Annotated in this window: 24 protein-coding genes; 11 read left to right on the top strand and 13 right to left on the bottom strand. The window is 49.8% G+C overall.

Annotation, left to right across the window (positions count from 1 at the left end; genetic code table 11):
• Positions 1 to 140 precede the first annotated feature (140 nt).
• The gene (gene malS, locus ACJHW7_RS10975) at positions 141 to 2,171 is read right to left on the bottom strand and encodes an alpha-amylase (protein ID WP_021557313.1); all 2,031 of its coding nucleotides are present in this window, start codon (positions 2,169 to 2,171) and stop codon (positions 141 to 143) included.
• A gap of 319 nt (positions 2,172 to 2,490) precedes the next feature.
• On the opposite strand from malS, the gene ACJHW7_RS10970 reads away from it, so the two are divergent.
• A complete protein-coding gene (locus ACJHW7_RS10970; protein ID WP_001297957.1) occupies positions 2,491 to 3,315 on the top strand; it encodes a protein bax in 825 nt (274 codons plus the stop codon).
• A gap of 107 nt (positions 3,316 to 3,422) precedes the next feature.
• Here the strand turns inward: ACJHW7_RS10970 and xylR are convergent, their stop codons facing one another.
• The 4 genes from xylR to xylF form a co-directional block, all read right to left on the bottom strand.
• Complete coding sequence (xylR, locus tag ACJHW7_RS10965) at positions 3,423 to 4,601, bottom strand: D-xylose utilization transcriptional activator XylR (RefSeq protein ID WP_000494484.1); 1,179 nt, start codon at positions 4,599 to 4,601, stop codon at positions 3,423 to 3,425.
• A gap of 77 nt (positions 4,602 to 4,678) precedes the next feature.
• Positions 4,679 to 5,860, bottom strand: a complete 1,182-nt coding sequence (gene xylH, locus ACJHW7_RS10960; RefSeq protein WP_000045978.1) for a xylose ABC transporter permease XylH — start codon at positions 5,858 to 5,860, stop codon at positions 4,679 to 4,681.
• Positions 5,838 to 7,379 (bottom strand): D-xylose ABC transporter ATP-binding protein, encoded by a 1,542-nt coding sequence (gene xylG, locus ACJHW7_RS10955; protein WP_001146509.1) that lies wholly within the window; start codon positions 7,377 to 7,379, stop codon positions 5,838 to 5,840. Before xylG ends, xylH begins: the two co-directional genes overlap by 23 nt.
• Positions 7,380 to 7,456: 77 nt before the next feature.
• The gene (gene xylF / locus ACJHW7_RS10950) at positions 7,457 to 8,449 is read right to left on the bottom strand and encodes a D-xylose ABC transporter substrate-binding protein (protein WP_001300957.1); all 993 of its coding nucleotides are present in this window, start codon (positions 8,447 to 8,449) and stop codon (positions 7,457 to 7,459) included.
• A gap of 365 nt (positions 8,450 to 8,814) precedes the next feature.
• Here xylF and xylA point away from each other — a divergent pair, with 365 nt between their 5' ends.
• The 4 genes from xylA (at position 8,815) to yiaA (ending at position 12,656) form a co-directional block, all read left to right on the top strand.
• On the top strand, positions 8,815 to 10,137 hold the full coding sequence (gene xylA / locus ACJHW7_RS10945) for a xylose isomerase (protein ID WP_001149592.1): 1,323 nt from the start codon (positions 8,815 to 8,817) through the stop codon (positions 10,135 to 10,137).
• A 71-nt stretch (positions 10,138 to 10,208) separates the two neighbouring features.
• Positions 10,209 to 11,663 carry a xylulokinase gene (gene xylB, locus ACJHW7_RS10940; protein ID WP_000275381.1) on the top strand — a complete coding sequence of 485 codons (1,455 nt, stop codon included), beginning with the start codon at positions 10,209 to 10,211 and terminating at the stop codon, positions 11,661 to 11,663.
• A gap of 168 nt (positions 11,664 to 11,831) precedes the next feature.
• Positions 11,832 to 12,173 carry an inner membrane protein YiaB gene (gene yiaB, locus ACJHW7_RS10935; RefSeq protein WP_000858193.1) on the top strand — a complete coding sequence of 114 codons (342 nt, stop codon included), beginning with the start codon at positions 11,832 to 11,834 and terminating at the stop codon, positions 12,171 to 12,173.
• 45 nt (positions 12,174 to 12,218) lie between these two features.
• Positions 12,219 to 12,656, top strand: coding sequence for an inner membrane protein YiaA (gene yiaA / locus ACJHW7_RS10930; protein WP_001296808.1), 438 nt, complete (start codon positions 12,219 to 12,221; stop codon positions 12,654 to 12,656).
• Positions 12,657 to 12,697: 41 nt separating this feature from the next.
• On the opposite strand, the gene wecH is transcribed toward yiaA, so the two are convergent.
• Entirely contained in the window at positions 12,698 to 13,693 is a 996-nt protein-coding gene (wecH, locus tag ACJHW7_RS10925) for an O-acetyltransferase WecH (protein WP_021557312.1), read from the bottom strand.
• 174 nt (positions 13,694 to 13,867) lie between these two features.
• Here wecH and ACJHW7_RS10920 point away from each other — a divergent pair, with 174 nt between their 5' ends.
• The 4 genes from ACJHW7_RS10920 to hokA all read left to right on the top strand — a co-directional run bounded on the left by ACJHW7_RS10920 (position 13,868) and on the right by hokA (position 17,726).
• The gene (locus ACJHW7_RS10920) at positions 13,868 to 14,167 is read left to right on the top strand and encodes a YsaB family lipoprotein (RefSeq protein ID WP_000980111.1); all 300 of its coding nucleotides are present in this window, start codon (positions 13,868 to 13,870) and stop codon (positions 14,165 to 14,167) included.
• A gap of 94 nt (positions 14,168 to 14,261) precedes the next feature.
• On the top strand, positions 14,262 to 15,173 hold the full coding sequence (glyQ, locus tag ACJHW7_RS10915; protein WP_001168544.1) for a glycine--tRNA ligase subunit alpha: 912 nt from the start codon (positions 14,262 to 14,264) through the stop codon (positions 15,171 to 15,173).
• Positions 15,174 to 15,182: 9 nt separating this feature from the next.
• Positions 15,183 to 17,252 carry a glycine--tRNA ligase subunit beta gene (gene glyS, locus ACJHW7_RS10910; RefSeq protein WP_001291788.1) on the top strand — a complete coding sequence of 690 codons (2,070 nt, stop codon included), beginning with the start codon at positions 15,183 to 15,185 and terminating at the stop codon, positions 17,250 to 17,252.
• 321 nt (positions 17,253 to 17,573) lie between these two features.
• On the top strand, positions 17,574 to 17,726 hold the full coding sequence (hokA, locus tag ACJHW7_RS10905; RefSeq protein WP_001135738.1) for a type I toxin-antitoxin system toxin HokA: 153 nt from the start codon (positions 17,574 to 17,576) through the stop codon (positions 17,724 to 17,726).
• Here the strand turns inward: hokA and ACJHW7_RS10900 are convergent.
• The 3 genes from ACJHW7_RS10900 to ACJHW7_RS10890 all read right to left on the bottom strand — a co-directional run bounded on the left by ACJHW7_RS10900 (position 17,703) and on the right by ACJHW7_RS10890 (position 18,697).
• Positions 17,703 to 17,774, bottom strand: coding sequence for a hypothetical protein (locus ACJHW7_RS10900; protein ID WP_212734940.1), 72 nt, complete (start codon positions 17,772 to 17,774; stop codon positions 17,703 to 17,705). The two genes, hokA and ACJHW7_RS10900, sit on opposite strands and share 24 nt — an antisense overlap.
• 139 nt (positions 17,775 to 17,913) lie before the next feature.
• A complete protein-coding gene (gene cspA / locus ACJHW7_RS10895; protein ID WP_000014594.1) occupies positions 17,914 to 18,126 on the bottom strand; it encodes an RNA chaperone/antiterminator CspA in 213 nt (70 codons plus the stop codon).
• Between the two features lie 280 nt (positions 18,127 to 18,406).
• Positions 18,407 to 18,697 (bottom strand): HTH-type transcriptional regulator, encoded by a 291-nt coding sequence (locus tag ACJHW7_RS10890; protein ID WP_000455798.1) that lies wholly within the window; start codon positions 18,695 to 18,697, stop codon positions 18,407 to 18,409.
• 433 nt (positions 18,698 to 19,130) lie between these two features.
• On the opposite strand from ACJHW7_RS10890, the gene ACJHW7_RS10885 reads away from it, so the two are divergent.
• Positions 19,131 to 19,841, top strand: coding sequence for a DUF3053 domain-containing protein (locus ACJHW7_RS10885; protein WP_000190516.1), 711 nt, complete (start codon positions 19,131 to 19,133; stop codon positions 19,839 to 19,841).
• A gap of 49 nt (positions 19,842 to 19,890) precedes the next feature.
• Here the strand turns inward: ACJHW7_RS10885 and ghrB are convergent, their stop codons facing one another.
• On the bottom strand, positions 19,891 to 20,865 hold the full coding sequence (ghrB, locus tag ACJHW7_RS10880; RefSeq protein ID WP_021557311.1) for a glyoxylate/hydroxypyruvate reductase GhrB: 975 nt from the start codon (positions 20,863 to 20,865) through the stop codon (positions 19,891 to 19,893).
• Positions 20,866 to 20,968: 103 nt separating this feature from the next.
• The gene (locus tag ACJHW7_RS10875; protein ID WP_000747625.1) at positions 20,969 to 21,628 is read right to left on the bottom strand and encodes an OmpA family lipoprotein; all 660 of its coding nucleotides are present in this window, start codon (positions 21,626 to 21,628) and stop codon (positions 20,969 to 20,971) included.
• Positions 21,629 to 21,780: 152 nt separating this feature from the next.
• On the opposite strand from ACJHW7_RS10875, the gene bisC reads away from it, so the two are divergent.
• Positions 21,781 to 24,114 carry a biotin sulfoxide reductase gene (gene bisC, locus ACJHW7_RS10870; protein ID WP_071843989.1) on the top strand — a complete coding sequence of 778 codons (2,334 nt, stop codon included), beginning with the start codon at positions 21,781 to 21,783 and terminating at the stop codon, positions 24,112 to 24,114.
• Here bisC and ACJHW7_RS10865 read toward each other — a convergent pair.
• A complete protein-coding gene (locus ACJHW7_RS10865) occupies positions 24,083 to 24,523 on the bottom strand; it encodes an N-acetyltransferase (RefSeq protein ID WP_000617485.1) in 441 nt (146 codons plus the stop codon). The genes bisC and ACJHW7_RS10865 overlap by 32 nt on opposite strands.
• Complete coding sequence (tag, locus tag ACJHW7_RS10860; RefSeq protein ID WP_000438948.1) at positions 24,520 to 25,083, bottom strand: DNA-3-methyladenine glycosylase I; 564 nt, start codon at positions 25,081 to 25,083, stop codon at positions 24,520 to 24,522. The genes ACJHW7_RS10865 and tag overlap by 4 nt, the downstream gene beginning before the upstream one ends.
• Positions 25,084 to 25,135 lie beyond the last annotated feature (52 nt).

Genomic DNA, 25,135 nt, shown 5'->3' with positions numbered 1-25,135 from the left:
ACAATAACGCTACATTTGCTGGGGTGCAAATCAGTCTGTTGAAGAGTGAGTGGTGCTTTATCCTGCAACGCTGATTAGGGCTGACATTTTATCCTGGTTGGCGGCTTCCCGAGGTACTGACTAACGGGAAGCCGGAAAAGTCACTGTTGCCCAGCCCAGATGACCAGCACTTTATCGTCGCCATGCTCACGAACAAAGCCGTAGCCCTGCTTCAGCGAAAGTGTCGTTTGTTTGCCCGCGCCAATTGCGGGATGACGGGCGCGGAACTGGCTGATTTTCTGCCAGTGCGCGACGCTGGTGGCAGATTTACCGCTAACATCCTGCCAGTTCATATCCGAACGCGTACCTTGCAGCGGATCAGAACCGGTAGGACCGAACGGACGCGAGGATTCATCACCATAAAAGATTTGTACCGCGCCTGGCGCTAATAATAATAACTCTGCTGCTTTGTCGCCCCCTTCACGGAACAGGCGGGTATCATGCGACGAGAGGTAGCTCAACACGTTGAAACCCTGCAATTTCTCCGCCATTTGCTGCCAGGTCGTATCCATCTGCGCCAGACAATCGACTGCTTTCGCCGCCTGCTCCTGATAATCGAAATTGATCATCGCATCGAAGCCGTGGCGATAGTAGTCACTTTGCATCACGCCGTGGCCCCAGGCTTCACCGGTCATCCAGAAAGGTTTGTCATCTAATGCTTTGTCGGGGTTAGCTTTTTTCCATTCGCGAAGCGCGGCGCTGGCTTCGGTTTTCAGTTGCTGCCAGGCGGGCAACTCAACATGTTTGGCGGTATCGACTCGAAAACCATCAATCCCATAGTCGCGGACCCACTGACTTAACCAGTGGGTTAAGTAATCGCGAGGGGTAAAGCCGTCGATGACTTTAGCGTGGGTATCCGTTTTGTTTTTATAGAACACCGGCAGACCAGAAGCGGTCGTTGATTCGGTTTTGATATCCGGCAAAAAGGCCAGCGACATAGTGAGATCGTCAAATCCAGGATTGTCGTAATCGCCGATATCCGTTCTGATCCAGTTTTTTCCCCACCATTTATCCCAGCCTGTTTTGTCGCTGAAATTAATGTAATCGTTAAAGCTATGCCAGGTTTGCCCGGCGGCAGGTTTCCAGTCACTCCAGCGTTCACCCAGCGTTTTTTTCAGCTCGTCACCAGAAAGATATAACGCGCCAAACTGATACTCCTGCATATCCGCCAGCGTGGCATAGCCGGTGTGGTTCATCACGACATCAAAGAGAATACGAATACCGCGCTGATGCGCGCTATCAACCAGCGTCCGTAGATCGGCTTCGTTGCCCATATTGGCATCAAGATTCGTCCAGTCCTGTGTGTAATAACCGTGGTAGGCATAATGCGGGAAATCACCTTTTGTACCGCCGCCGACCCAGCCGTGAATTTGCTCAAATGGGGCGCTTATCCACAAAGCATTGACGCCCAGCTGCTGGAGATAATCCAGTTTGTTGGTCAGGCCGCGTAAATCGCCGCCGTGAAAAGTACCTATTTCCGCCATACCGTCTTTATGACGTCCGTAACTCTGGTCATTACTGGGATCGCCGTTTTCGAAACGATCTGTCAGCACAAAGTAAACCGTGGCGTTATGCCAGTCGAAAGGGGCAGGGGCGTCAGTTTCTGCCCGTTCCAGCAGGAGTAAACCGTTGCTGGTGGCAGCGGGTTGTAACGTTATTTGACCGTTCTTCACTATCGCAATTTGCTGGCTGTAATAATCCCGTACGGCGGCTCCTTCCGGAAAAGTGGCGCTGACATCCAGCGTGAGCGGTAATCCATCCCATTTCGGGCATACACGGACCTGGCTTGCTACCGGTTCGGCGGCGTTCTGGATGGAAATCATCAATGTTGGCGTGCCGGAGCGGGTGTCTATTTGCAGCGTATATTCGCCGTCCCTGAACAATCGCCATTGAGGCGGCGTGTTGCTACAAGGTTGCAGGGAAAGCATCTGATTGAGTTTTATCGCATCCGCAGGCTGCCAGCACTGTTGGTCAAAATTTAGCGTTAGTGGACGCGTACCTTTGGGCAACTGCGCGTGGCTGACAAATGTTCCCGTTCCCTGTTCACTAAAGGCAGGGAACCCCGGAGAAGTCCAGCTGGCGGCAACGGCGAAGCCAGGAAGGAGTGTCAGAAAACAGGCGGCGAGTTTCATGGCGGATGAGTCCTTATTGCTGCGATTTCAGACAGTTTGCCAGCGATAAGCCATACAAAACTCATCCCTGAGCGGTAAGTCCACAGGATGAGAAGCAAGGGTGAGCGATCTCGCGCAAAAAACGGCTGAATTTTGCGATAAACCCCACATTTTCTGCGATTTAGCGCCAATCTGAATCGTTAACACGTGACATAGTTTCAGATTTGGACTATTCCTTGGGGTGCTCTTGACAGCTATTTTTGATATGATTTGAGATTCAACTCTCAAATTTGTGAAAAATATAAGGTGTTGGAATGATTAAATCCGACCAGGAGACCTGATGATTTTGACTCCCATACGACGATATGGGGCGATGATTCTTATGTTACTCACTCTGGTGTTTTCGAGTGAGGTGTTAGCGAAGACGCACACAACAACAGCGAGTCAAAAGTCCCACTTAACTAAAGCTAGTAATAAACAGGTAAGCAGTAAACAAGAGTATTCTCGCAATAGTGCAAAGAGTAGTTCACTTCCTGATTTGCGAAAATACCCTTCCGGAACACCAAGGAAAAAGGCGTTTCTCCGGACCGTAATGCCTTACATTACCAGCCAAAATGCAGCCATTACTGCAGAACGTAACTGGCTGATTTCAAAACAGTATCAGGGCCAATGGTCACCTGCTGAGCGTGCGCGTCTGAAAGACATCGCCAAACGCTACAAGGTGAAGTGGTCTGGTAATACGCGAAAAATCCCGTGGAATACCTTGCTTGAACGCGTAGACATTATCCCTACCAGTATGGTGGCGACGATGGCTGCAGCAGAAAGCGGTTGGGGAACGTCGAAGCTGGCGCGCAACAACAACAATCTTTTCGGCATGAAATGCATGAAAGGACGTTGTACCAATGCGCCGGGTAAAGTGAAAGGGTACTCACAGTTTAGTTCTGTCAAAGAATCGGTGAGCGCCTATGTCACTAACCTCAATACGCATCCGGCTTACTCTTCGTTCCGTAAATCGCGTGCGCAGCTGCGTAAAGCTGATCAGGAAGTGACTGCCACAGCGATGATTCACAAGCTGAAGGGCTACTCGACCAAAGGGAAGAGTTATAACAACTACCTGTTCGCAATGTACCAGGATAACCAACGGTTAATCGCGGCGCATATGTAATTGTATTTCCTCGAGCCTTATCCGACTTGTCGGTCGGATAAGGCTTTTGATCGCATCAGGTGGTTGTGCTGAGTTACCTGATGCGACGCCGACAATTCTCATCATCGCTACAACATGACCTCGCTATTTACATCGCGATACTCTTTTGGCGTCGTGTCATATGCTTTTTTAAAAACAGAGTAGAAATATTGCAGCGATGGATAACCGCACATTTGCGATATCTCATTGATCGACAAGGTGGTTGAAATCAGCAGACTGCGCGCTTTCTCCAGCTTCTCGGCATGAATCATGGCATGGATGGTTTCACCCACCTCTTCTTTAAAACGCTTCTCAAGATTGGAGCGCGAGATCCCGACCGCATCGAGTACCTGATCCACTTTAATCCCTTTACAGGCGTGATTACGAATGTAATGCATGGCCTGAATAACGGCGGGATCGGTCAGCGAACGGTAATCTGTTGAGCGCCGTTCAATGACGCGAACTGGAGGGACCAAAATCCGCTGTAGCGGCATTTCTTCTTTATCTAATAATCGATGCAACAGTTTTGCCGCCTGATAGCCCATTTGCCGCGCGCCCTGAGCGACCGAAGAAAGGGCGACACGCGACAGATAGCGGGTCAGTTCTTCGTTATCGATGCCAATCACGCATAATTTTTCCGGTACGGGAATGTGTAGATGTTCACATACTTGCAGAATATGCCGCGCCCGGGCGTCAGTAACGGCAATAATCCCGGTTTGCGGTGGCAGCGTTTGTAGCCAGTCTGCCAGCCGATTTTGCGCGTGTTGCCAGTTCTCTGGTGCGGTTTCTAACCCCTGATAAACCACTCCGCGATACTTTTCTTCGGCGACAAGCTGACGAAATGCATATTCGCGTTCAGTGGCCCAACGTTTGCCGCTTGATTCCGGAAGACCATAAAAAGCAAAGCGGTTAACGCCTTTCTCTTTTAAATGCAAAAATGCGCTTTCAACCAGCGCATAGTTATCGGTGGCAATGTAATGAACGGGTGGGTAACTTTCTGCAAGGTGATACGAGCCGCCAACCCCAACAATGGGGACGTCGACATCAGCCAGCGCTTGCTCGATTTGTTTGTCGTCGAAGTCGGCAATGACGCCATCTCCTAACCAGTCCTTGATTTTATCAATGCGGGCGCGGAAATCTTCTTCAATGAAAATATCCCATTCCGATTGTGACGCCTGTAAATATTCCCCTACGCCTTCTACTACCTGCCGGTCATAGGCTTTATTGGCATTGAACAGTAATGTGATGCGGTGACGTTTAGTAAACATGGTTCTTTTCCTGCTGAATCATGCAAAAACTCAAAACCGGTAATACGTTACCGGCTTTGAGAAAATTTTTATCAAAATCAAGAACGGCGTTTGGTTGCGGAGTCCATCCATACTGCCAGCAACAGAATCGCACCTTTAACGATATACTGCCAGAAGGTCGGTACATCCATCATACTCATACCGTTATCCAGTGAAGCCATGATGAATGCCCCCATTACCGCTCCAGCCACGCTCCCGACGCCGCCTGCCAGACTGGTGCCGCCAATCACGCATGCTGCAATTGCGTCCAGCTCGGCGATATTCCCCGCAGAAGGTGAACCAGCGCCAAGTCGAGAACTGAGGATTAATCCGGCGATGGCTACCATTAATCCGTTAATAGCGAACACGGCAAGTTTGGTGCGTTCAACGTTAATCCCGGAGAGACGTGCTGCTTCCAGATTGCCGCCGATGGCATAAATGCGTCGTCCAAATGCTGTCCGCGTTGCCATAAACATTCCGCCGAGTAACAGCAACGTCAGCAGCAGAACAGGAGTGGGAACGCCACGATAATCATTCAACAGCCAGATTGCGCCTAATACGATGATAGCGGTTAAAGCCTGGCGACCGACTACTGCGGTAGAGGCCGGAGACTGCAAACCCAAAGCCTGACGGCGCATTCTTCCGCGCCATTGCCAACCAACAAAAGCCATTAAGCCAAGCGCGCCAATGATGAAGCCGGTGCTGGCGGGGAGATAGCTTTGCCCAATTTGTGACATCGCGGCGCTGGTGGGGGATACTGTCGTGCCGTTGGTGATGCCAATGAGTATGCCGCGAAATGCCAACATGCCCGCGAGGGTGACAATAAATGAAGGAACTTTACGATACGCGACCCACCATCCGTTCCAGGCACCGAGAAGCAGTCCCAGAACCAGCGTCACAATGATGGTAAGTGGTAAAGGCCAGCCTAGCCAGACGTCACAAATCGCCGCGACGCCACCTAATAGCCCCATCATTGAGCCGACGGAAAGGTCGATTTCAGCAGAAATTATGACGAACACCATTCCTACCGCGAGGATGCCGGTAATCGCGGTCTGGCGTAACAGGTTGGAGACGTTACGGGCGCTTAAGTAGGCACCATCGGTGGTCCAGGTAAAGAACAGCATGATTGCGATGATAGCTGCAATCATCACGAAGACCTGCAAATTCAGTGATTTCAGCCCGGAGAAGCCACCGGATGTCGGTACGGCCAATTTCACTTCAGACGGATTGCTTTTCGACATGATGTTCGCTCCTCAATGCGGCTTCCATCACCTGCTCCTGAGTCAGGTTATGATTTATCAGGTTGGCTTTTAGTTTCCCTTCATGCATCACTAGTACACGATCGCTAAGGCCGAGCACTTCAGGTAATTCAGAAGAGATGACAATAACGGCAATACCCTGCTGGACGAGTTGGTTAATTAATTTGTAGATCTCGTATTTCGCGCCAATATCGATACCCCTGGTGGGTTCATCAAGAATGAGAATGCGCGGGTTAAGTAACAGACAGCGAGCGAGGATCGCTTTTTGCTGATTGCCGCCGCTCAAACGTCCAATAGCAAGGTCGGGGGACGACGTTTTAACTTTGAGTTGCTGGATTGATTCCAGAATACATTTTTGCTCTGCCGCGTCATCAAGCTGGCTAATGCCACCGGTAAATTTATTGAGTGCGGCGAGGGTAATATTTTTACCAACCGCCATTACCGGAACGATGCCGTCGCGCTTTCTGTCTTCGGGGACCATCGCAATCCCCTGGGCGATGGCTTGCTGACAGTTACGAATATCTACCTGTTTGCCATCAATATAAATTTTTCCTTCCCATTGTCCGGGCCACACACCAAACAGGCACTGAATGGTCTCGGTACGTCCGGCACCAACGAGTCCGGCAATACCCAGTATTTCGCCACGTTTCAGGGAAAACGAGACATCATTAACTCGTTTAATATGACGATTAACCGGATGCCATGCCGTCAGATGTTCAATACGTAATATTTCATCTCCGGTGGTATGTGGTTCATTAGGGTAAAGCGCGGTTAACTCTCGCCCGACCATCATGGTGATAATATCGTCTTCACTCATTCCGGCAGCATCACGCGTACCAATGTGCTGTCCGTCGCGAATAACGCAAATCGTATCGGAAATCGCTTTGACTTCGTTGAGTTTGTGCGAAATATAAATACAGGCGATACCGTGCTGTTGTAGATCGCGAATAATATCCAGTAAAACCGACGTTTCCTGCTCAGTTAATGAGGCTGTCGGTTCATCGAGAATTAACAAGCGCACCTGTTTATTAAGTGCCTTGGCAATTTCAACCAGTTGTTGTTGCCCAAGCCCTAAATCGCCAACGCGGGTATCAGGTGAAATGGATAAACTGACCTGTGCGAGCAGCTTCTGACAGCGTAGCGTCATCAGGTCATAATCCATAATGCCATTGTGGGTTATTTCGTTACCCAGGAAGATATTTTCCAGCACGGTCAATTCTTTCACCAGGGCCAATTCCTGGTGAATGATGGCGATACCTTTGCGTTCGGTATCGCGGATGTGACTCGCCTGAATCTCTTCTCCCGCAAAAATAATTTCGCCTTCGTAGGAGCCATGGGGATAAATACCACACAGCACTTTCATCAGCGTTGATTTACCAGACCCATTTTCCCCACAGAGTGAGACGATTTCGCCAGCATTCAACCGCAAGCTGACGTTATCAATCGCCTTCACACTGCCGAAGGTTTTGGTAATGTTCTTCATTTCAAGTAGATAAGGCATAACGACTCCACCTAAGCCAATTCATTCACGCGGCATGGAGAGAAATCACGCCCCCGCTCCGCGCTGGGGCGTAACGCTTACAACTCGCTCTCTTTGTGGAATCCGTCTTTAATTACCGTATCTTTGATGTTGTTTTTATTCACATCTATCGGTGTCAGGAGGCGGGAGGGGACATCTTTCAAGCCATTATTCAGTGAGGTATCTGCTTTTGGCTCCTGACCATTGCCCAACTCAACGGCAATTTCTGCGGCAGTATTTGCCAGCAATGTAATAGGTTTATATACCGTCATAGTTTGCGTACCGGCAGCAATACGTTTAATACCTGCGAGATCCGCATCCTGGCCGGAAATTGCTACTTTCCCTGATAAACCTTGCGCGCTTAATGCCTGAATTGCCCCACCTGCGGTGGCATCGTTTGAGGCAACTACAGCATCAATTTTGTTATTATTGGCGGTTAGCGCGTTTTCCATAATTTTCAATGCGTTTTCCGGTAACCAGCCATCAACCCATTGGTCACCAACGACTTTAATTTTTCCGGAATCAACGTAAGGTTTTAACACTTTCATTTGTCCGGCGCGGAACAGCTTGGCGTTGTTATCTACCGGCGAGCCGCCCATCAGGAAGTAATTACCTTGTGGAACAATATCGACCAGGGCTTTTGCCTGCAGTTCACCGACTTTTTCGTTATCGAAAGAAATATAAAAATCGATATCCGCATCGTTAATCATACGGTCGTAAGCTAATACTTTAATGCCTTCTTGTTTGGCTTCTTTTACAACGTTACTTAATACCTGACCGTTATACGGAATAATGACAAGAACATCGACACCCCGGTTTATCATGTTTTCAATCTGCGACATTTGTGTTTCTTCATTGCCATTTGCAGACTGTACAAATACTTTCGCGCCGAGAGATTCTGCCTTTTTCACAAAGATATCTCGATCTTTTTGCCAGCGTTCAAGACGGAGATCATCAATCGCCATACCTATTTTGACTTCTTTGGCGTGTGCAGCAACGTTGGTAAGCAGGAGTGAGGTGCAAAGGGTGAGTAGAATGTTCTTTATTTTCATGGTGTAGGGCCTTCTGTAGTTAGAGGACAGCTTTAATAAGTAACAATCACCGCGATAAACGTAACCAATTTTTAGCAACTAAACAGGGGAAAACAATTACAGATTTTTATCTTTCGATTACGATTTTTGGTTTATTTCTTGATTTATGACCGAGATCTTACTTTTGTTGCGCAATTGTACTTATTGCATTTTTCTCTTCGAGGAATTACCCAGTTTCATCATTCCATTTTATTTTGCGAGCGAGCGCACACTTGTGAATTATCTCAATAGCAGTGTGAAATAACATAATTGAGCAACTGAAAGGGAGTGCCCAATATTACGACATCATCCATCACCCGCGGCATTACCTGATTATGGAGTTCAATATGCAAGCCTATTTTGACCAGCTCGATCGCGTTCGTTATGAAGGCTCAAAATCCTCAAACCCGTTAGCATTCCGTCACTACAATCCCGACGAACTGGTGTTGGGCAAGCGTATGGAAGAGCACTTGCGATTTGCCGCCTGCTACTGGCACACCTTCTGCTGGAACGGGGCGGATATGTTTGGTGTGGGGGCGTTTAATCGTCCGTGGCAGCAGCCTGGTGAGGCACTGGCGTTGGCGAAGCGTAAAGCAGATGTCGCATTTGAGTTTTTCCACAAGTTACATGTGCCATTTTATTGCTTCCACGATGTGGATGTTTCTCCTGAGGGCGCGTCGTTAAAAGAGTACATCAATAATTTTGCGCAAATGGTTGATGTTCTGGCAGGCAAGCAAGAAGAGAGCGGCGTGAAGCTGCTGTGGGGAACCGCTAACTGCTTTACAAACCCTCGCTATGGCGCGGGTGCGGCGACGAACCCAGATCCAGAAGTCTTCAGCTGGGCGGCAACGCAAGTTGTTACAGCGATGGAAGCAACCCATAAATTGGGTGGTGAAAACTATGTCCTGTGGGGCGGTCGTGAAGGTTACGAAACGCTGTTAAATACCGATTTGCGTCAGGAGCGTGAACAACTGGGCCGCTTTATGCAAATGGTGGTTGAGCATAAACATAAAATCGGCTTCCAGGGCACGTTGCTTATCGAACCGAAACCGCAAGAACCGACTAAACATCAATATGATTACGATGCTGCGACAGTCTATGGCTTCCTGAAACAGTTTGGTCTGGAAAAAGAGATTAAACTGAACATTGAAGCTAACCACGCGACGCTGGCAGGTCACTCTTTCCATCATGAAATTGCCACCGCCATTGCGCTTGGCCTGTTTGGTTCTGTCGACGCCAACCGTGGCGATGCTCAACTGGGCTGGGACACCGATCAGTTCCCGAACAGTGTGGAAGAGAATGCGCTGGTAATGTATGAAATTCTCAAAGCAGGCGGTTTCACCACCGGCGGTCTGAACTTCGATGCCAAAGTACGTCGTCAAAGTACTGATAAATATGATCTGTTTTACGGTCATATCGGCGCGATGGATACGATGGCACTGGCGCTGAAAATTGCAGCGCGCATGATTGAAGATGGCGAGCTGGATAAACGCATCGCGCAGCGTTATTCCGGCTGGAATAGCGAATTAGGCCAGCAAATCCTGAAAGGCCAAATGTCACTGGCAGATTTAGCCAAATATGCTCAGGAACATAATTTGTCTCCGGTGCATCAGAGTGGTCGCCAGGAGCAACTGGAAAATCTGGTAAATCATTATCTGTTCGACAAATAACGGCTAACTGTGCAGTCCGTTGGCCCGGTTATCGGTAGCGATACCGGGCATTTTTTTAAGGAACGATCGATATGTATATCGGGATAGATCTTGGCACCTCGGGCGTAAAAGTTATTTTGCTTAACGAGCAGGGTGAGGTGGTTGCTTCGCAAACGGAAAAGCTGACCGTTTCGCGCCCGCATCCACTCTGGTCGGAACAAGACCCGGAACAGTGGTGGCAGGCAACTGATCGCGCAATGAAAGCTCTGGGCGATCAGCATTCTCTGCAGGACGTTAAAGCATTGGGTATTGCCGGCCAGATGCACGGAGCAACCTTACTGGATGCTCAACAACGGGTATTGCGCCCTGCCATTTTGTGGAACGACGGGCGCTGTGCGCAAGAGTGCACTTTGCTGGAAGCGAGAGTTCCGCAATCACGAGTGATTACCGGCAACCTGATGATGCCCGGATTTACTGCGCCTAAATTGCTATGGGTTCAGCGGCATGAGCCGGAGATATTCCGTCAAATCGACAAAGTATTATTACCGAAAGATTACTTGCGTCTGCGTATGACGGGGGAGTTTGCCAGCGATATGTCTGACGCAGCTGGCACCATGTGGCTGGATGTCGCAAAGCGTGACTGGAGTGACGTCATGCTGCAGGCTTGCGACTTATCTCGTGACCAGATGCCCGCATTATACGAAGGCAGCGAAATTACTGGTGCTTTGTTACCTGAAGTTGCGAAAGCGTGGGGTATGGCGACGGTGCCAGTTGTCGCAGGCGGTGGCGACAATGCAGCTGGTGCAGTTGGTGTGGGAATGGTTGATGCTAATCAGGCAATGTTATCGCTGGGGACGTCGGGGGTCTATTTTGCTGTCAGCGAAGGGTTCTTAAGCAAGCCAGAAAGCGCCGTACACAGCTTTTGCCATGCGCTACCGCAGCGTTGGCATTTAATGTCTGTAATGCTGAGTGCAGCGTCGTGTCTGGATTGGGCCGCGAAATTAACCGGCCTGAGCAATGTCCCAGCTTTAATCGCTGCAGCTCAACAGGCTGATGAAAGTGCCGAGCCAGTTTGGTTTCTGCCTTATCTTTCCGGCGAGCGTACACCACACAATAATCCCCAGGCGAAAGGGGTTTTCTTTGGTTTGACTCATCAACATGGCCCCAATGAACTGGCGCGAGCAGTGCTGGAAGGCGTGGGTTATGCGCTGGCAGATGGCATGGATGTCGTGCATGCCTGCGGCATTAAACCGCAAAGTGTTACGTTGATTGGTGGCGGGGCGCGTAGTGAGTACTGGCGTCAGATGCTGGCGGATATCAGCGGTCAGCAGCTCGATTACCGTACGGGGGGGGATGTGGGGCCAGCACTGGGCGCAGCAAGGCTGGCGCAGATTGCGGCGAATCCAGAGAAATCGCTCATTGAGTTGTTGCCGCAGCTACCGTTAGAACAGTCGCATCTACCAGATGCGCAGCGTTATGCCGCTTATCAGCCACGACGTGAAACATTCCGTCGCCTCTATCAGCAACTTCTGCCATTAATGGCGTAAACGTTATCCCCTGCCTGACCGGGTGGGGGATAATTCACATCTATATATCTCAGCAATTAATTAATATTTAGTATGAATTTATTCTGAAAATCATTTGTTAATGGCATTTTTCAGTTTTGTCTTTCGTTGGTTACTCGTAATGTATCGCTGGTAGATATGGAGATCGTTATGAAAACCTCAAAAACTGTGGCAAAACTATTATTTGTTGTCGGGGCGCTGGTTTATCTGGTTGGGCTATGGATCTCATGCCCATTGTTGAGTGGAAAAGGCTATTTTCTTGGCGTGTTAATGACAGCAACTTTTGGCAACTATGCATATCTTCGCGCAGAAAAACTCGGGCAACTGGATAATTTTTTTACCCATATTTGCCAGTTAGTTGCGTTAATCACTATCGGTCTCTTGTTTATCGGTGTTTTAAATGCACCTATCAATGCTTATGAAATGGTGATCTACCCCATCGCCTTTTTTGTCTGCTTGTTTGGTCAAATGCGTTTGTTTCGCTCGGTATGAGCAACATAAAGCTCTTACACATTCAGGAATGAAAGGAATACTGTGATGGACAACAAAATATCAACCTATTCACCGGCCTTTAGTATTGTGTCATGGATAGCTCTCGTTGGTGGTATCGTTACCTATCTGTTAGGGCTATGGAATGCAGAGATGCAGTTAAATGAAAAAGGATATTATTTTGCCGTACTGGTATTAGGACTGTTTTCTGCGGCGTCTTATCAAAAGACCGTTCGGGACAAGTATGAAGGCATACCGACCACTTCCATTTATTATATGACCTGCCTGACTGTCTTTATTATCTCTGTTGCATTACTGATGGTAGGTCTGTGGAATGCGACATTATTACTCAGCGAAAAAGGTTTTTATGGACTGGCTTTCTTCTTAAGCTTGTTTGGTGCAGTAGCGGTGCAGAAAAATATTCGTGATGCCGGAATAAACCCACCAAAAGAAACACAGGTTACCCAGGAAGAATACAGCGAATAACTCACGTAAGCCCGGTCAGTCCAATGTGACCGGGCTTTTACTTAACTCACTAATCTGTTTCTGTCGATTCGTTGTACCAGCATAGAAAGTAACAAACTCGCTGCCAACGTCGCGCAAAAAATCCAAATAATATCCAGTATTGGCCAATTTTTAAGCTCAATTCCCCGGGTGCGCAGCGCATGAATAATCAAGGCGTGGAATCCGTATATACCCAACGAATGGCGGGAGATTAAGCCAAGTCCGCGAATGGTACGCGTATCCAGCGTGTTTTTAACCAGAGTCAATAGCGCGATTGCGCAGATAAAAACCATCGGCCCACTGTAAAGATACCAGGTATCGGCAAAATTTCCGCGCCACTGCAATTCATATAATGTCCCGCGAGAGATAATAAAAACTCCCGTCGCAAACAGTGCGGCGCTCACCCACGACAGTGCTTTATGCTGTGTGTCCATCATCCCTATAGCGCGGCCCAACATGCCATACAGAATGTAGTAAAAAGTATCGCCATTGATATATAAGTTAATTGGCAGCCATTCAAAACCGTCGATTTTCTGCGGCACGGTGTTTGGGTTAGCGATGATACCAATCACCACCATTAGCACCAGCAACATTTTTCCGCCGACGTTCTTCACCTGAATCAGCGGTGAAACCAGATAAATCACCGCAATCGCGAAGAAAAACCATAAGTGGTAAAACACTGGCTTTTGCAGCAGGTTTTTCAGCGCTAACTCCACATTAATGGAGGTAAACAGTGCAATGTAGAGCAGCGCGATTGCGCTATAAAAAAACAGACATAAGCCGATACGCAAGAAATGGCGCGGCTGGGCGCTGCGTTCGCCAAAAAAGAGATAGCCGGAAATCATGAAAAATAGCGGCACGCTGACACGAGAGGCAGAGTTCAGAACATTGGCGATATCCCAGGTGACGGGGCTAACACTATGAGCATTGGTCACATACCAGGTAGTGGTGTGAATCATCACCACCATTAAACACGCTATCCCTCGCAGGTTATCAATCCAGTAAATTTTGGGCTGCATCTGTGTCTCTGTATCTGGTTAAAAAAAGTCTGACCGATAAATCATTCAGTTGGCGCACTGGAATAATCTGAGTTTTAACACTACAGCTTATAGAGGCTTAAGGAAATTCGTAAGATATCAGCCACTATACCGATATAAATAATAAGACTCACCTGCAAACCAGACGGTAATTTAATGATGATGAACGCTTTCTTTCCGGCAATGGCGCTTATGGTGCTAGTGGGTTGTTCTACACCGTCACCCGTGCAGAAAGCACAACGGGTAAAGGTTGATCCTCTGCGTTCGTTGAATATGGAAGCGTTATGCAAGGATCAGGCGGCAAAACGTTATAACACCGGCGAGCAAAAAATCGACGTCACCGCCTTCGAACAGTTCCAGGGAAGCTATGAAATGCGCGGTTATACCTTCCGTAAAGAGCAGTTTGTCTGTTCTTTTGACGCAGATGGCCATTTTTTGCATCTTTCCATGCGTTAAGCCCTGCTTTTTCCCGTTTCATACTGTATATCTTCCATCCAGCGGGTATACTGATCCCTTCCTTTAAATCCACACGTATCCAGCACGAAATAATATGCAAAAGTTTGATACCAGGACCTTCCAGGGCTTGATCCTGACCTTACAGGATTACTGGGCTCGCCAGGGCTGCACCATTGTTCAACCATTGGACATGGAAGTCGGCGCGGGAACCTCTCACCCAATGACCTGTCTGCGCGCGCTGGGGCCAGAACCGATGGCGGCTGCTTATGTTCAGCCTTCTCGTCGCCCGACCGATGGTCGCTACGGCGAAAACCCCAACCGTTTACAGCACTACTATCAGTTCCAGGTGGTCATTAAGCCATCGCCGGACAATATTCAGGAGCTGTACCTTGGTTCTCTGAAAGAGCTGGGCATGGACCCGACTATCCACGATATCCGTTTCGTGGAAGATAACTGGGAAAACCCGACGCTGGGTGCCTGGGGACTGGGCTGGGAAGTGTGGCTAAACGGCATGGAAGTGACGCAGTTCACTTACTTCCAGCAGGTTGGTGGTCTGGAGTGTAAACCGGTTACCGGCGAGATCACCTACGGTCTGGAACGTCTGGCCATGTACATTCAGGGCGTAGACAGCGTTTACGACCTGGTCTGGAGCGACGGCCCGCTGGGTAAAACCACCTACGGCGACGTGTTCCATCAGAACGAAGTGGAGCAGTCCACTTACAACTTCGAATACGCGGACGTGGACTTCCTGTTCACCTGCTTCGAGCAGTACGAGAAAGAAGCGCAGCAGCTGCTGGCGCTGGAAAATCCGCTGCCGCTGCCAGCTTACGAGCGTATTCTGAAAGCCGCCCACAGCTTCAACCTGCTGGATGCGCGTAAAGCCATCTCCGTCACCGAGCGTCAGCGCTACATTCTGCGCATTCGCACCCTGACCAAAGCAGTGGCAGAAGCATATTACGCTTCCCGTGAAGCCCTCGGCTTCCCGATGTGCAACAAAGATAAGTAAGAGGCGGCTATGTCTGAGAAAACTTTTCTGGTGGAAATCGGCACTGAAGAGCTGCCACCAAAAGCACTGCGCAGCCTGGCAGAGTCCTTTGCTGCGAACTTTACTGCGGAGCTGGATAACGCAGGCCTCGCACACGGCACCGTTCAATGGTTTGCTGCTCCGCGTCGTCTGGCGCTGAAAGTAGCTAACCTGGCGGAAGCGCAACCGGATCGTGAAATCGAAAAACGCGGCCCGGCGATTGCCCAGGCGTTCGACGCTGAAGGCAAACCGAGCAAAGCGGCAGAAGGTTGGGCGCGTGGTTGCGGTATTACCGTTGACCAGGCTGAGCGTCTGACTACCGATAAAGGCGAATGGCTGCTGTATCGCGCCCATGTGAAGGGCGAAAGCACTGAAGCACTGCTGCCGAATATGGTTGCGACTTCGCTGGCGAAACTGCCGATTCCGAAACTGATGCGCTGGGGTGCAAGCGACGTGCACTTCGTGCGTCCGGTGCACACCGTGACCCTGCTGCTGGGCGACAAAGTCATTCCTGCAACCATTCTGGGCATTCAGTCCGATCGCGTGATTCGCGGCCACCGCTTTATGGGCGAGCCGGAATTCACCATCGATAACGCCGATCAGTATCCGGAAATTCTGCGTGAGCGTGGGAAAGTCATCGCCGATTACGAAGAACGTAAGGCGAAGATTAAAGCCGATGCCGAAGAAGCAGCGCGTAAGATTGGCGGTAACGCTGACTTAAGCGAAAGCCTGCTGGAAGAAGTGGCTTCGCTGGTGGAGTGGCCGGTCGTTCTAACCGCGAAATTTGAAGAGAAATTCCTCGCGGTGCCGTCTGAAGCACTGGTTTACACCATGAAAGGTGACCAGAAGTACTTCCCGGTGTATGCGAACGACGGCAAACTGCTGCCGAACTTTATCTTCGTTGCCAACATCGAATCGAAAGATCCGCAGCAAATTATCTCTGGTAACGAGAAAGTCGTTCGTCCACGTCTGGCTGATGCCGAGTTCTTCTTCAACACCGACCGTAAAAAACGTCTGGAAGATAACCTGCCGCGTCTGCAAACCGTGCTGTTCCAGCAACAGCTGGGTACGCTGCGTGACAAGACTGACCGCATCCAGGCGCTGGCTGGCTGGATCGCCGAACAGATTGGCGCTGACGTTAACCACGCAACCCGTGCGGGCCTGCTGTCTAAGTGTGACCTGATGACCAACATGGTCTTCGAGTTCACCGACACCCAAGGCGTTATGGGGATGCACTATGCGCGTCACGATGGCGAAGCGGAAGACGTAGCCGTGGCGCTGAATGAGCAGTATCAGCCGCGTTTTGCTGGTGATGACCTGCCGTCCAACCCGGTAGCTTGTGCGCTGGCGATTGCTGACAAGATGGATACTCTGGCGGGTATCTTCGGTATCGGTCAGCATCCGAAAGGCGACAAAGACCCGTTTGCGCTGCGTCGTGCCGCGCTTGGCGTGCTGCGTATTATCGTTGAGAAGAACCTCAACCTTGATCTGCAAACGCTGACCGAAGAAGCGGTGCGTCTGTATGGCGATAAGCTGACTAATGCCAACGTAGTTGATGATGTTATCGACTTTATGCTCGGTCGCTTCCGCGCCTGGTATCAGGACGAAGGTTATACCGTTGACACCATCCAGGCGGTACTGGCGCGTCGTCCGACTCGTCCGGCTGATTTCGATGCCCGCATGAAAGCGGTATCGCACTTCCGTACCCTGGAAGCAGCTGCAGCACTGGCGGCGGCGAACAAACGTGTATCTAACATCCTGGCGAAATCTGACGAAGTGCTGAGCGATCGCGTGAATGCCTCTACTCTGAAAGAGCCGGAAGAAATTAAACTGGCGATGCAGGTTGTGGTGCTACGTGACAAGCTGGAGCCGTACTTTGCGGAAGGTCGTTACCAGGATGCGCTGGTCGAACTGGCAGAGCTGCGTGAACCGGTCGATGCCTTCTTCGATAAAGTGATGGTCATGGTTGATGACAAAGAATTGCGTATCAACCGTCTGACCATGCTGGAGAAACTGCGCGAACTGTTCCTGCGCGTTGCGGATATTTCGCTGTTGCAGTAATAACGCCGTTATTAAAAAGCCTGCCATCTGGCAGGCTTTTTTTATCGCTAAATAATACAGCAACCTTTAATAATCTTCTGCTGAATAAAGATTATCTCATATATTAATTTTATGAGATTTTTTAGGATTATATCAAGGAGAAGAAACAAACTTATTAAGCTAGAATAGCCACGGGTGCTTGAGACTGTTTGTCTCAGGTATTCACCGAAAGGCAGACAGAGAAAAGCCCCACCTGACTATAAATCAAAGTGAGGCCCCTCTATGCATAGACACCATAAGGTTAGCCTCTTACTCGTTGGAAATCAACACAGGGGGCTGGGAATGCCGCAGAAATATAGATTGCTTTCTTTAATAGTGATTTGTTTCACGCTTTTATTTTTCACCTGGATGATAAGAGATTCACTGTGTGAATTGCATATTAAACAGGGGAGTTATGAGCTGGCGGCATTTTTAGCCTGCAATTTGAAAGAGTAAGAGTCTTCGGCGGGAAGTTATTCCCGCCTTTCTTACGGCGTTGCGCATTCTCATTGCACCCAAATTTATTTTTCACAAAAATAATACTAGATTTTATTACGCGATCGATTATTTATTTCCTGAAAAACAAATAAAAAAATCCCCGCCAAATGGCAGGGATCTTAGATTCTGTGCTTTTAAGCAGAGATTACAGGCTGGTTACGTTACCAGCTGCCGGGCCTTTAGCGCCGCTTTCGATGGTGAAGGACACTTTCTGACCTTCGTCCAGAGATTTGTAACCATCGTTCTGGATAGCAGAGAAGTGTACGAACACGTCTTTAGAGCCATCGTCAGGAGTGATGAAGCCGAAGCCTTTGTCAGCGTTGAACCATTTTACGATACCAGTCATTTTACCGGACATAGTGTATTACCTTTAATAATTAAGTGTGCCTTTCGGCGATATGGCGTGCTTTACAGATTTTGAAGCGTTAAAGGAATGTGCACTACGAGGGGTATCAACGATAACTCTTGAAGGGACTTGCCTTACTACACTGCTTTAATGGTCTGTACGTCAAACCGTTGATGTGCATTAAGCCACGCATTGGCGGGTGATGCAACAATTATTTTTCATATTTATGATTAATCGGTTGGAAAACGGTCCTGTCATCAGGACCGTAAACCGCAATAAAGTGGATAAAAGTCTATTCCATCAACTGCTTACTTAATGCCGGGTTGGCTTGAATCAAACGCATCAATTTTAGTTCGGCACTTGAAGGCTTCACGCGTCTGGATTCCCATTCCTTTACCATGGCGACTGATACGCCCAAAACCCGGGCGAAATCATCGATTTTTAATCCTGTCCCTTTTCGTAACTGCTCAATTTCGGTACAGGACGTTGTTCTGTGCGTCAGGGTAATTTTCTGCGTTTCATCTTTAAAAACAATCTGTTCCAGGCTGCTCAACAGCTCATGCATTGGATCTTTATATTCCATTGAAAACTCCTCAAATCACACTGCGGGATCGTGAATTGCATCGAAGCTCATTAAGAATAGTCGGGAAAAGCAGACACAGCGGGGTGAAGTCAGGGCATGCTCTGGCTATGATTCGATTCAGCCAGTCATTTAGCGTGACTTATAGCCACCTAACGATCTGATAAATGCCGATATATCTCTTACCACTCCTGGTTTGTAAAGATTTCGAAAATCTAACCTTCTGCGAAGGCGTAAATCTCTGGCTACAAAAAAGGCAACGGCAATATCATTTTTTAACAATGAAACAACAAATTAACCTTGTTTCATTTTCTCCATGATTTTACCAGGAAGATTACGTAGAAAGGGTATCCTGCAAGCCTGTCCTGGACTATCCTTGTCACGTCAGACACGCGTGTGTCGTTGTGCGCTTTTTTTGGGTGAAAGGAGTAAGAAAATGGCGACAGGAAAGTCCTGCTCTCGCTGGTTTGCGCCTCTTGCGGCGTTATTAATGGTAGTTAGCCTGAGTGGGTGTTTTGATAAAGAAGGCGATCAGCGTAAAGCGTTTATCGACTTCCTGCAGAATACAGTGATGCGTAGCGGTGAACGTCTACCAACCCTGACTGCCGATCAGAAAAAACAGTTTGGTCCTTTTGTCTCTGATTACGCGATTCTGTATGGTTATTCTCAGCAGGTGAATCAGGCGATGGATTCCGGTCTGCGCCCGGTTGTAGACAGCGTTAACGCAATTCGCGTACCGCAGGATTACGTTACGCAAAGCGGTCCGCTGCGTGAAATGAATGGTTCGCTGGGTGTGCTGGCGCAACAACTGCAAAATGCGAAGTTGCAGGCCGATGCTGCGCACTCTGCGCTAAAACAGAGTGATGACCTGAAACCGGTCTTTGATCAGGCATTCACCAAAGTGGTAACGACGCCAGCTGATGCATTGCAACCATTGATTCCGGCGGCACAAACTTTCACGCAACAACTGGTGATGGTTGGAGACTACATTGCCCAACAAGGTACTCAGGTGAGCTTTGTAGCAAATGGCATCCAGTTCCCGACTTCACAGCAGGCAAGTGAATATAACAAACTGATTGCGCCATTACCGGCACAGCATCAGGCGTTTAATCAGGCCTGGACTACAGCAGTTACTGCAACCCAATAAAGAGTAAAAGCCCGAGTGATTATCGGGCTTTACTCCACGCAGTCGCGGCTTAGTCCGCGACGTGCGGATTCACACAGTTCTTCTCAACCTTTCCTAGTAACGCATCAATCAAATTATCCACGGCACAGGCGGCCATGCCATAACGCGTCTCATGGGTGGCAGATCCAATATGCGGTACTGCGACGACGTTGGCCATTGAGAGCAACGGCGAATCTACGGAAAGTGGCTCTTGTTCGAAGACATCCAGCCCGGCGGCGTGAATTTCGCCTTTCTGCAATGCAGCAATCAGTGCATTTTCATCAACCACCGGGCCACGTCCGGCATTAATGAATATGGCGGAGGATTTCATTTTGGCGAATTGTTCTGCGCCAAATAGATGATACGTCTCATCAGTTAACGGCAGGATCAGGCAAACGAAATCTGACTCTTGTAACAGTGTATCCAAATCGCAGTAGCGGGCGTTGAAGCGTTCTTCTGCTTCTTTATGGTGGCGGCGCGCGTTATAGAGGATGGGCATGTTGAAGCCAAAGTGCGCACGTTGTGCCAGCGCCATACCGATCCGTCCCATCCCGACAATGCCCAGTGTTTTATGGTGAACGTCAGTGCCGTACCAGTCCGGGCCTATGCTCGCGGTCCATTCGCCTGCTTTTACCCGTTCTGCTACCTCCACAACCCGACGAGCGGTAGACAACATCAGCGCCATCAGCGTATCGGCGACGGTTTCTGTTAATACGGTTGGCGTGTGCATGAGCAGAATTTTTCGGGCGGTAAGCGCATCGACATCAAAATTGTCATAGCCGACGGAGATCGTTGATGTGGCACGCAGTTTCGGCATTTTTTCCAGCAATGCGGCATCTACATTCTCGTTTGAACCCAGTAAACCTTCAGCTTCTGCAAAAATTGCTGCATTTTGATCGACGGTTTGTGGGCTGAGGTTTGCCACCTGGTGAACGGTGAAATGCTCTTGCAGGCGTTGCAGTAAATCATCAGGTAAGGCTTTGTAGAGGATAACGGACGGCTTCATGCTTCTCTCCATTCACTGATAAGGCGATCACCTTAGCCTGAAATATGATGAAGGAAAACTGAAGAATGCCAGGTGATTTCTGCATCACCTGGCATGAAAGGGATTACAGCGGGCTTAAGGTAATTTCTACACGGCGGTTTTGCGCCTTACCTTCTGCGGTGCTGTTGCTGGCGATTGGGTTAGCCGGGCCAAGGCCCTGAGTACGGATGCGGCTGGCGTCCACGCCCTGGGTGATCAACGCGCTGGCAACGGAATCCGCACGCTGCTGGGAGAGACGCATGTTCAGATCGTGACCACCCGTGCTGTCGGTATAACCAATCACGTTAACCGCCGTTTTCGGATACTCTTTCAGCACCATTGCCACGCCGGTCAGGGTGTTAGCGCCCGCAGGTTTCAGGGTCGCGCTGCTGCTGTCGAAGGTCACATTGTTCGGCATATTGAGGATAATGTTATCCCCGCTGCGGGTTACGCTAACACCAGTGCCGCGCATTTTGTCACGCAGCTTCGCTTCCTGCACATCCATGTAATAACCCACGCCGCCGCCCAGAGCTGCGCCTGCTGCTGCGCCAATCAGCGCGCCTTTACCGCGATCTTTCTTAGAAGAAGAGAGCGCTCCAATACCCGCGCCCACGAGAGAGCCCAGACCTGCGCCGATAGCAGATTTACCTGCTTCGCGTTCGCCGGTGTAAGGGTTAGTTGTGCAGCCAGATACCGCCAGAGCGCCACTCACTACGGCGGCAATAAGATAAACACGTTTCTTCATTGTTAATCCTTAATAACCTTTTTATTCTTTGCCACGGGTTCCGTGGCGGGAGATTATGCCGCGTGAACATGAAGATTATTCCTGGGAATACTCGGAAATTTGTAAGTAATATTTAACTGCTCAATACATCTAACCTTTCAGGAGTCTTCGGTTTGGCCAACTCATCCTCACGATATTCCGTTCTGACTGCCGCCCATTGGGGGCCCATGCTGGTTGAAACCGACGGCGAAACCGTGTTTAGCTCGCGTGGCGCGTTAGCCACAGGAATGGAAAACTCCTTGCAGAGCGCGGTTCGCGACCAGGTTCACAGCAATACGCGGGTACGATTTCCAATGGTGCGCAAAGGCTTTCTCGCGTCACCGGAAAACCCGCAAGGCATTCGTGGGCAGGATGAATTTGTTCGCGTGAGTTGGGATGAGGCGCTGGATCTTATTCACCAACAACATAAACGCATTCGTGAGGCTTATGGTCCGGCATCGATTTTTGCTGGTTCCTACGGCTGGCGTTCAAACGGCGTGCTGCATAAGGCCTCGACATTATTACAACGCTATATGGCGCTGGCAGGCGGTTATACCGGGCATCTGGGGGATTATTCGACCGGTGCGGCACAGGCGATCATGCCGTATGTCGTGGGTGGCAGCGAAGTTTATCAACAGCAAACCAGTTGGCCGCTGGTGCTGGAACATAGCGATGTCGTGGTGCTGTGGAGTGCTAACCCACTCAATACGCTGAAAATTGCGTGGAATGCATCTGATGAGCAGGGGCTTTCTTACTTTTCCGCACTGCGTGACAGCGGGAAAAAGCTGATCTGCATTGATCCAATGCGATCGGAAACCGTCGATTTCTTTGGCGATAAAATGGAGTGGGTGGCACCGCACATGGGCACCGATGTTGCGCTGATGCTGGGGATCGCCCATACGTTGGTGGAAAATGGTTGGCACGACGAAGCGTTTCTGGCGCGTTGCACCACCGGTTATGCCGTCTTCGCCTCTTATTTGCTGGGCGAGAGTGACGGAATAGCGAAAAACGCCGAATGGGCGGCAGAGATTTGTGGTGTTGGCGCAGCGAAAATCCGCGAGCTGGCGGCTATTTTCCACCAAAATACCACCATGCTGATGGCAGGCTGGGGAATGCAGCGCCAACAGTTTGGTGAGCAAAAACACTGGATGATCGTCACGCTGGCAGCAATGTTGGGGCAAATCGGCACACCCGGCGGCGGTTTTGGTCTTTCTTATCATTTTGCCAATGGTGGTAACCCCACGCGGCGTTCTGCGGTGCTCTCTTCCATGCAGGGCAGCTTGCCGGGTGGCTGCGATGCGGTGGATAAAATCCCTGTTGCCCGCATTGTTGAAGCACTGGAAAACCCTGGTGGCGCATATCAACACAACGGTATGAACCGACATTTCCCGGATATTCGTTTTATCTGGTGGGCGGGCGGTGCCAACTTTACTCATCATCAGGATACCAATCGCCTGATCCGTGCCTGGCAAAAACCGGAGCTGGTGGTGATCTCTGAATGCTTCTGGACGGCGGCGGCAAAACACGCGGATATCGTTCTGCCTGCGACTACCTCTTTTGAGCGTAATGATCTCACCATGACCGGTGATTACAGTAATCAGCATCTGGTGCCGATGAAGCAAGTGGTGCCGCCACGCTATGAAGCGCGTAATGATTTTGATGTTTTTGCCGAGTTAAGTGAACGCTGGGAGAAGGGCGGTTATGCACGTTTTACGGAAGGAAAAAGTGAGCTGCAATGGCTGGAAACGTTTTATAACGTTGCCCGACAGCGCGGGGCAAACCAGCAGGTTGAATTGCCGCCATTTGCTGAGTTCTGGCAAGCCAATCAGTTAATTGAGATGCCGGAAAACCCGGACAGCGAGCGGTTTATTCGCTTCGCTGATTTTTGCCGCGATCCGCAGGCGCATCCATTAAAAACCGCCAGCGGTAAGATTGAAATCTTCTCGCAGCGTATTGCCGATTACGCTTATCCGGATTGCCCGGGGCATCCAATGTGGCTGGTGCCGGACGAATGGCAGGGCAATGCCGAACCGGAACAGTTACAGGTACTTTCTGCTCATCCGGCGCATCGTCTGCACAGCCAGCTGAATTACAGTTCTCTGCGCGAATTGTACGCGGTGGCAAACCGTGAGCCTGTCACCATTCATCCTGACGATGCCCAGGCGCGCGGCATACAAGATGGCGATACTGTTCGGCTGTGGAACTCACGCGGGCAAATTCTTGCCGGAGCGGTCATTAGCGAGGGAATTAAACCTGGCGTGATTTGCATTCACGAAGGGGCATGGCCGGATCTGGATTTAACCGCTGACGGTATTTGTAAAAACGGCGCAGTGAACGTGCTGACCAAAGATCTCCCCAGCTCGCGGCTGGGGAATGGCTGTGCGGGTAATACGGCGCTGGCATGGCTAGAAAAATACAACGGTCCGGAACTGACACTTACAGCGTTTGAACCACCGGCCAGCTCATAATCCAGGTGGGTAGTTGGGTTTCATCCTGCCATGCGCAATCGACAATGTGAAAACCCTGCGCCTGGTAAAAATCTATCGCCGGTTGATTTTTTTGATAAACCTCCAGCATCAGATGGGGATGGCGCTGTTGCACATACTGCATCAGCGCCTTACCAATACCGCGCCTGACGGCCTTCGGTGCGACAAACATCGCTGCCAGAAATCGGCCTTCCATAATGCTGACAAAACCAAGAAGCTTACTGTCTTCTTCCCAGACCCAGTTTTGTGCGTTGGCAAGATAGGCATCCCGCACCAGCGGAATGCACTCGCGCCAGTAATTCGCTTTTATAAAGGGATGGCCCCAGGTTGTACTTTCCAGCCACAGTTCGAGGATCGCGGGGAGTTCTGAACGTTGCGCTTCCCTAATCATGGTTTATTTCCCGGATAGCAACAGCAGCCAACCACATGATCATTCACCAGCCCACATGCCTGCATAAAGGAGTAACAGATTGTGGTACCGACAAACTTAAAACCACGTTTTTTCAGTGCCTTAGATAGGGCGTCGGAGGCGGGCGTAGATGTGGGGATTTCGCTCAACGTTGTGGCTTGTGTCACCTGTGGCTGATGATTTACAAACGACCAGACAAAGTCGGCAAACGGTTCGCCGTTCTGTTCCATTTGCAGGTACGCCCGCGCATTACCAATAATTGCCTGAATTTTCCCGCGATGGCGGATAATCCCGGCGTCCTGTACCAGTCTTTCGACATCCTCTTCCTGCATTGCGGCAACCTTCACCGGATCGAACTGATGAAAGCAGGCGCGATAGTTTTCGCGTTTTTTGAGGACGGTGATCCACGATAACCCAGCCTGCTGCCCTTCCAGGCAGATCATTTCGAACAGTTTTTTACTGTCAGTTTCAGGCACGCCCCACTCATTATCATGGTAGGCAATATAAAGCGGGTCCTGACTCACCCAGCCGCAACGTTCCATACTTTCCCTCGCTATGTACCCGATCGTAAAAATTTCAGCCGCTTTTCTTGAC

The sequence above is a fragment of the Escherichia sp. WS1152 genome, from assembly GCF_046487665.1.
Lineage (GTDB): Bacteria > Pseudomonadota > Gammaproteobacteria > Enterobacterales > Enterobacteriaceae > Escherichia > Escherichia coli.
Note: the sequence above shows the minus strand (reverse complement) of the source record. Positions and strands in the feature narration are given on the sequence as shown.

Coding starts and splice junctions, on each gene's coding strand:
- xylR (WP_000494484.1), bottom strand. CDS start 4,601: ATGTTTACTAAACGTCACCGCATCACATTACTGTTCAATGCCAATAAA.
- glyS (WP_001291788.1), top strand. CDS start 15,183: ATGTCTGAGAAAACTTTTCTGGTGGAAATCGGCACTGAAGAGCTGCCA.
- ghrB (WP_021557311.1), bottom strand. CDS start 20,865: ATGAAGCCGTCCGTTATCCTCTACAAAGCCTTACCTGATGATTTACTG.
- xylB (WP_000275381.1), top strand. CDS start 10,209: ATGTATATCGGGATAGATCTTGGCACCTCGGGCGTAAAAGTTATTTTG.
- yiaA (WP_001296808.1), top strand. CDS start 12,219: ATGGACAACAAAATATCAACCTATTCACCGGCCTTTAGTATTGTGTCA.
- ACJHW7_RS10970 (WP_001297957.1), top strand. CDS start 2,491: ATGATTTTGACTCCCATACGACGATATGGGGCGATGATTCTTATGTTA.
- xylG (WP_001146509.1), bottom strand. CDS start 7,379: ATGCCTTATCTACTTGAAATGAAGAACATTACCAAAACCTTCGGCAGT.
- ACJHW7_RS10875 (WP_000747625.1), bottom strand. CDS start 21,628: ATGAAGAAACGTGTTTATCTTATTGCCGCCGTAGTGAGTGGCGCTCTG.
- cspA (WP_000014594.1), bottom strand. CDS start 18,126: ATGTCCGGTAAAATGACTGGTATCGTAAAATGGTTCAACGCTGACAAA.
- xylF (WP_001300957.1), bottom strand. CDS start 8,449: ATGAAAATAAAGAACATTCTACTCACCCTTTGCACCTCACTCCTGCTT.
- xylA (WP_001149592.1), top strand. CDS start 8,815: ATGCAAGCCTATTTTGACCAGCTCGATCGCGTTCGTTATGAAGGCTCA.
- xylH (WP_000045978.1), bottom strand. CDS start 5,860: ATGTCGAAAAGCAATCCGTCTGAAGTGAAATTGGCCGTACCGACATCC.
- glyQ (WP_001168544.1), top strand. CDS start 14,262: ATGCAAAAGTTTGATACCAGGACCTTCCAGGGCTTGATCCTGACCTTA.
- wecH (WP_021557312.1), bottom strand. CDS start 13,693: ATGCAGCCCAAAATTTACTGGATTGATAACCTGCGAGGGATAGCGTGT.
- ACJHW7_RS10885 (WP_000190516.1), top strand. CDS start 19,131: ATGGCGACAGGAAAGTCCTGCTCTCGCTGGTTTGCGCCTCTTGCGGCG.
- tag (WP_000438948.1), bottom strand. CDS start 25,083: ATGGAACGTTGCGGCTGGGTGAGTCAGGACCCGCTTTATATTGCCTAC.
- ACJHW7_RS10920 (WP_000980111.1), top strand. CDS start 13,868: ATGATGATGAACGCTTTCTTTCCGGCAATGGCGCTTATGGTGCTAGTG.
- hokA (WP_001135738.1), top strand. CDS start 17,574: ATGCCGCAGAAATATAGATTGCTTTCTTTAATAGTGATTTGTTTCACG.
- malS (WP_021557313.1), bottom strand. CDS start 2,171: ATGAAACTCGCCGCCTGTTTTCTGACACTCCTTCCTGGCTTCGCCGTT.
- ACJHW7_RS10865 (WP_000617485.1), bottom strand. CDS start 24,523: ATGATTAGGGAAGCGCAACGTTCAGAACTCCCCGCGATCCTCGAACTG.
- ACJHW7_RS10890 (WP_000455798.1), bottom strand. CDS start 18,697: ATGGAATATAAAGATCCAATGCATGAGCTGTTGAGCAGCCTGGAACAG.
- yiaB (WP_000858193.1), top strand. CDS start 11,832: ATGAAAACCTCAAAAACTGTGGCAAAACTATTATTTGTTGTCGGGGCG.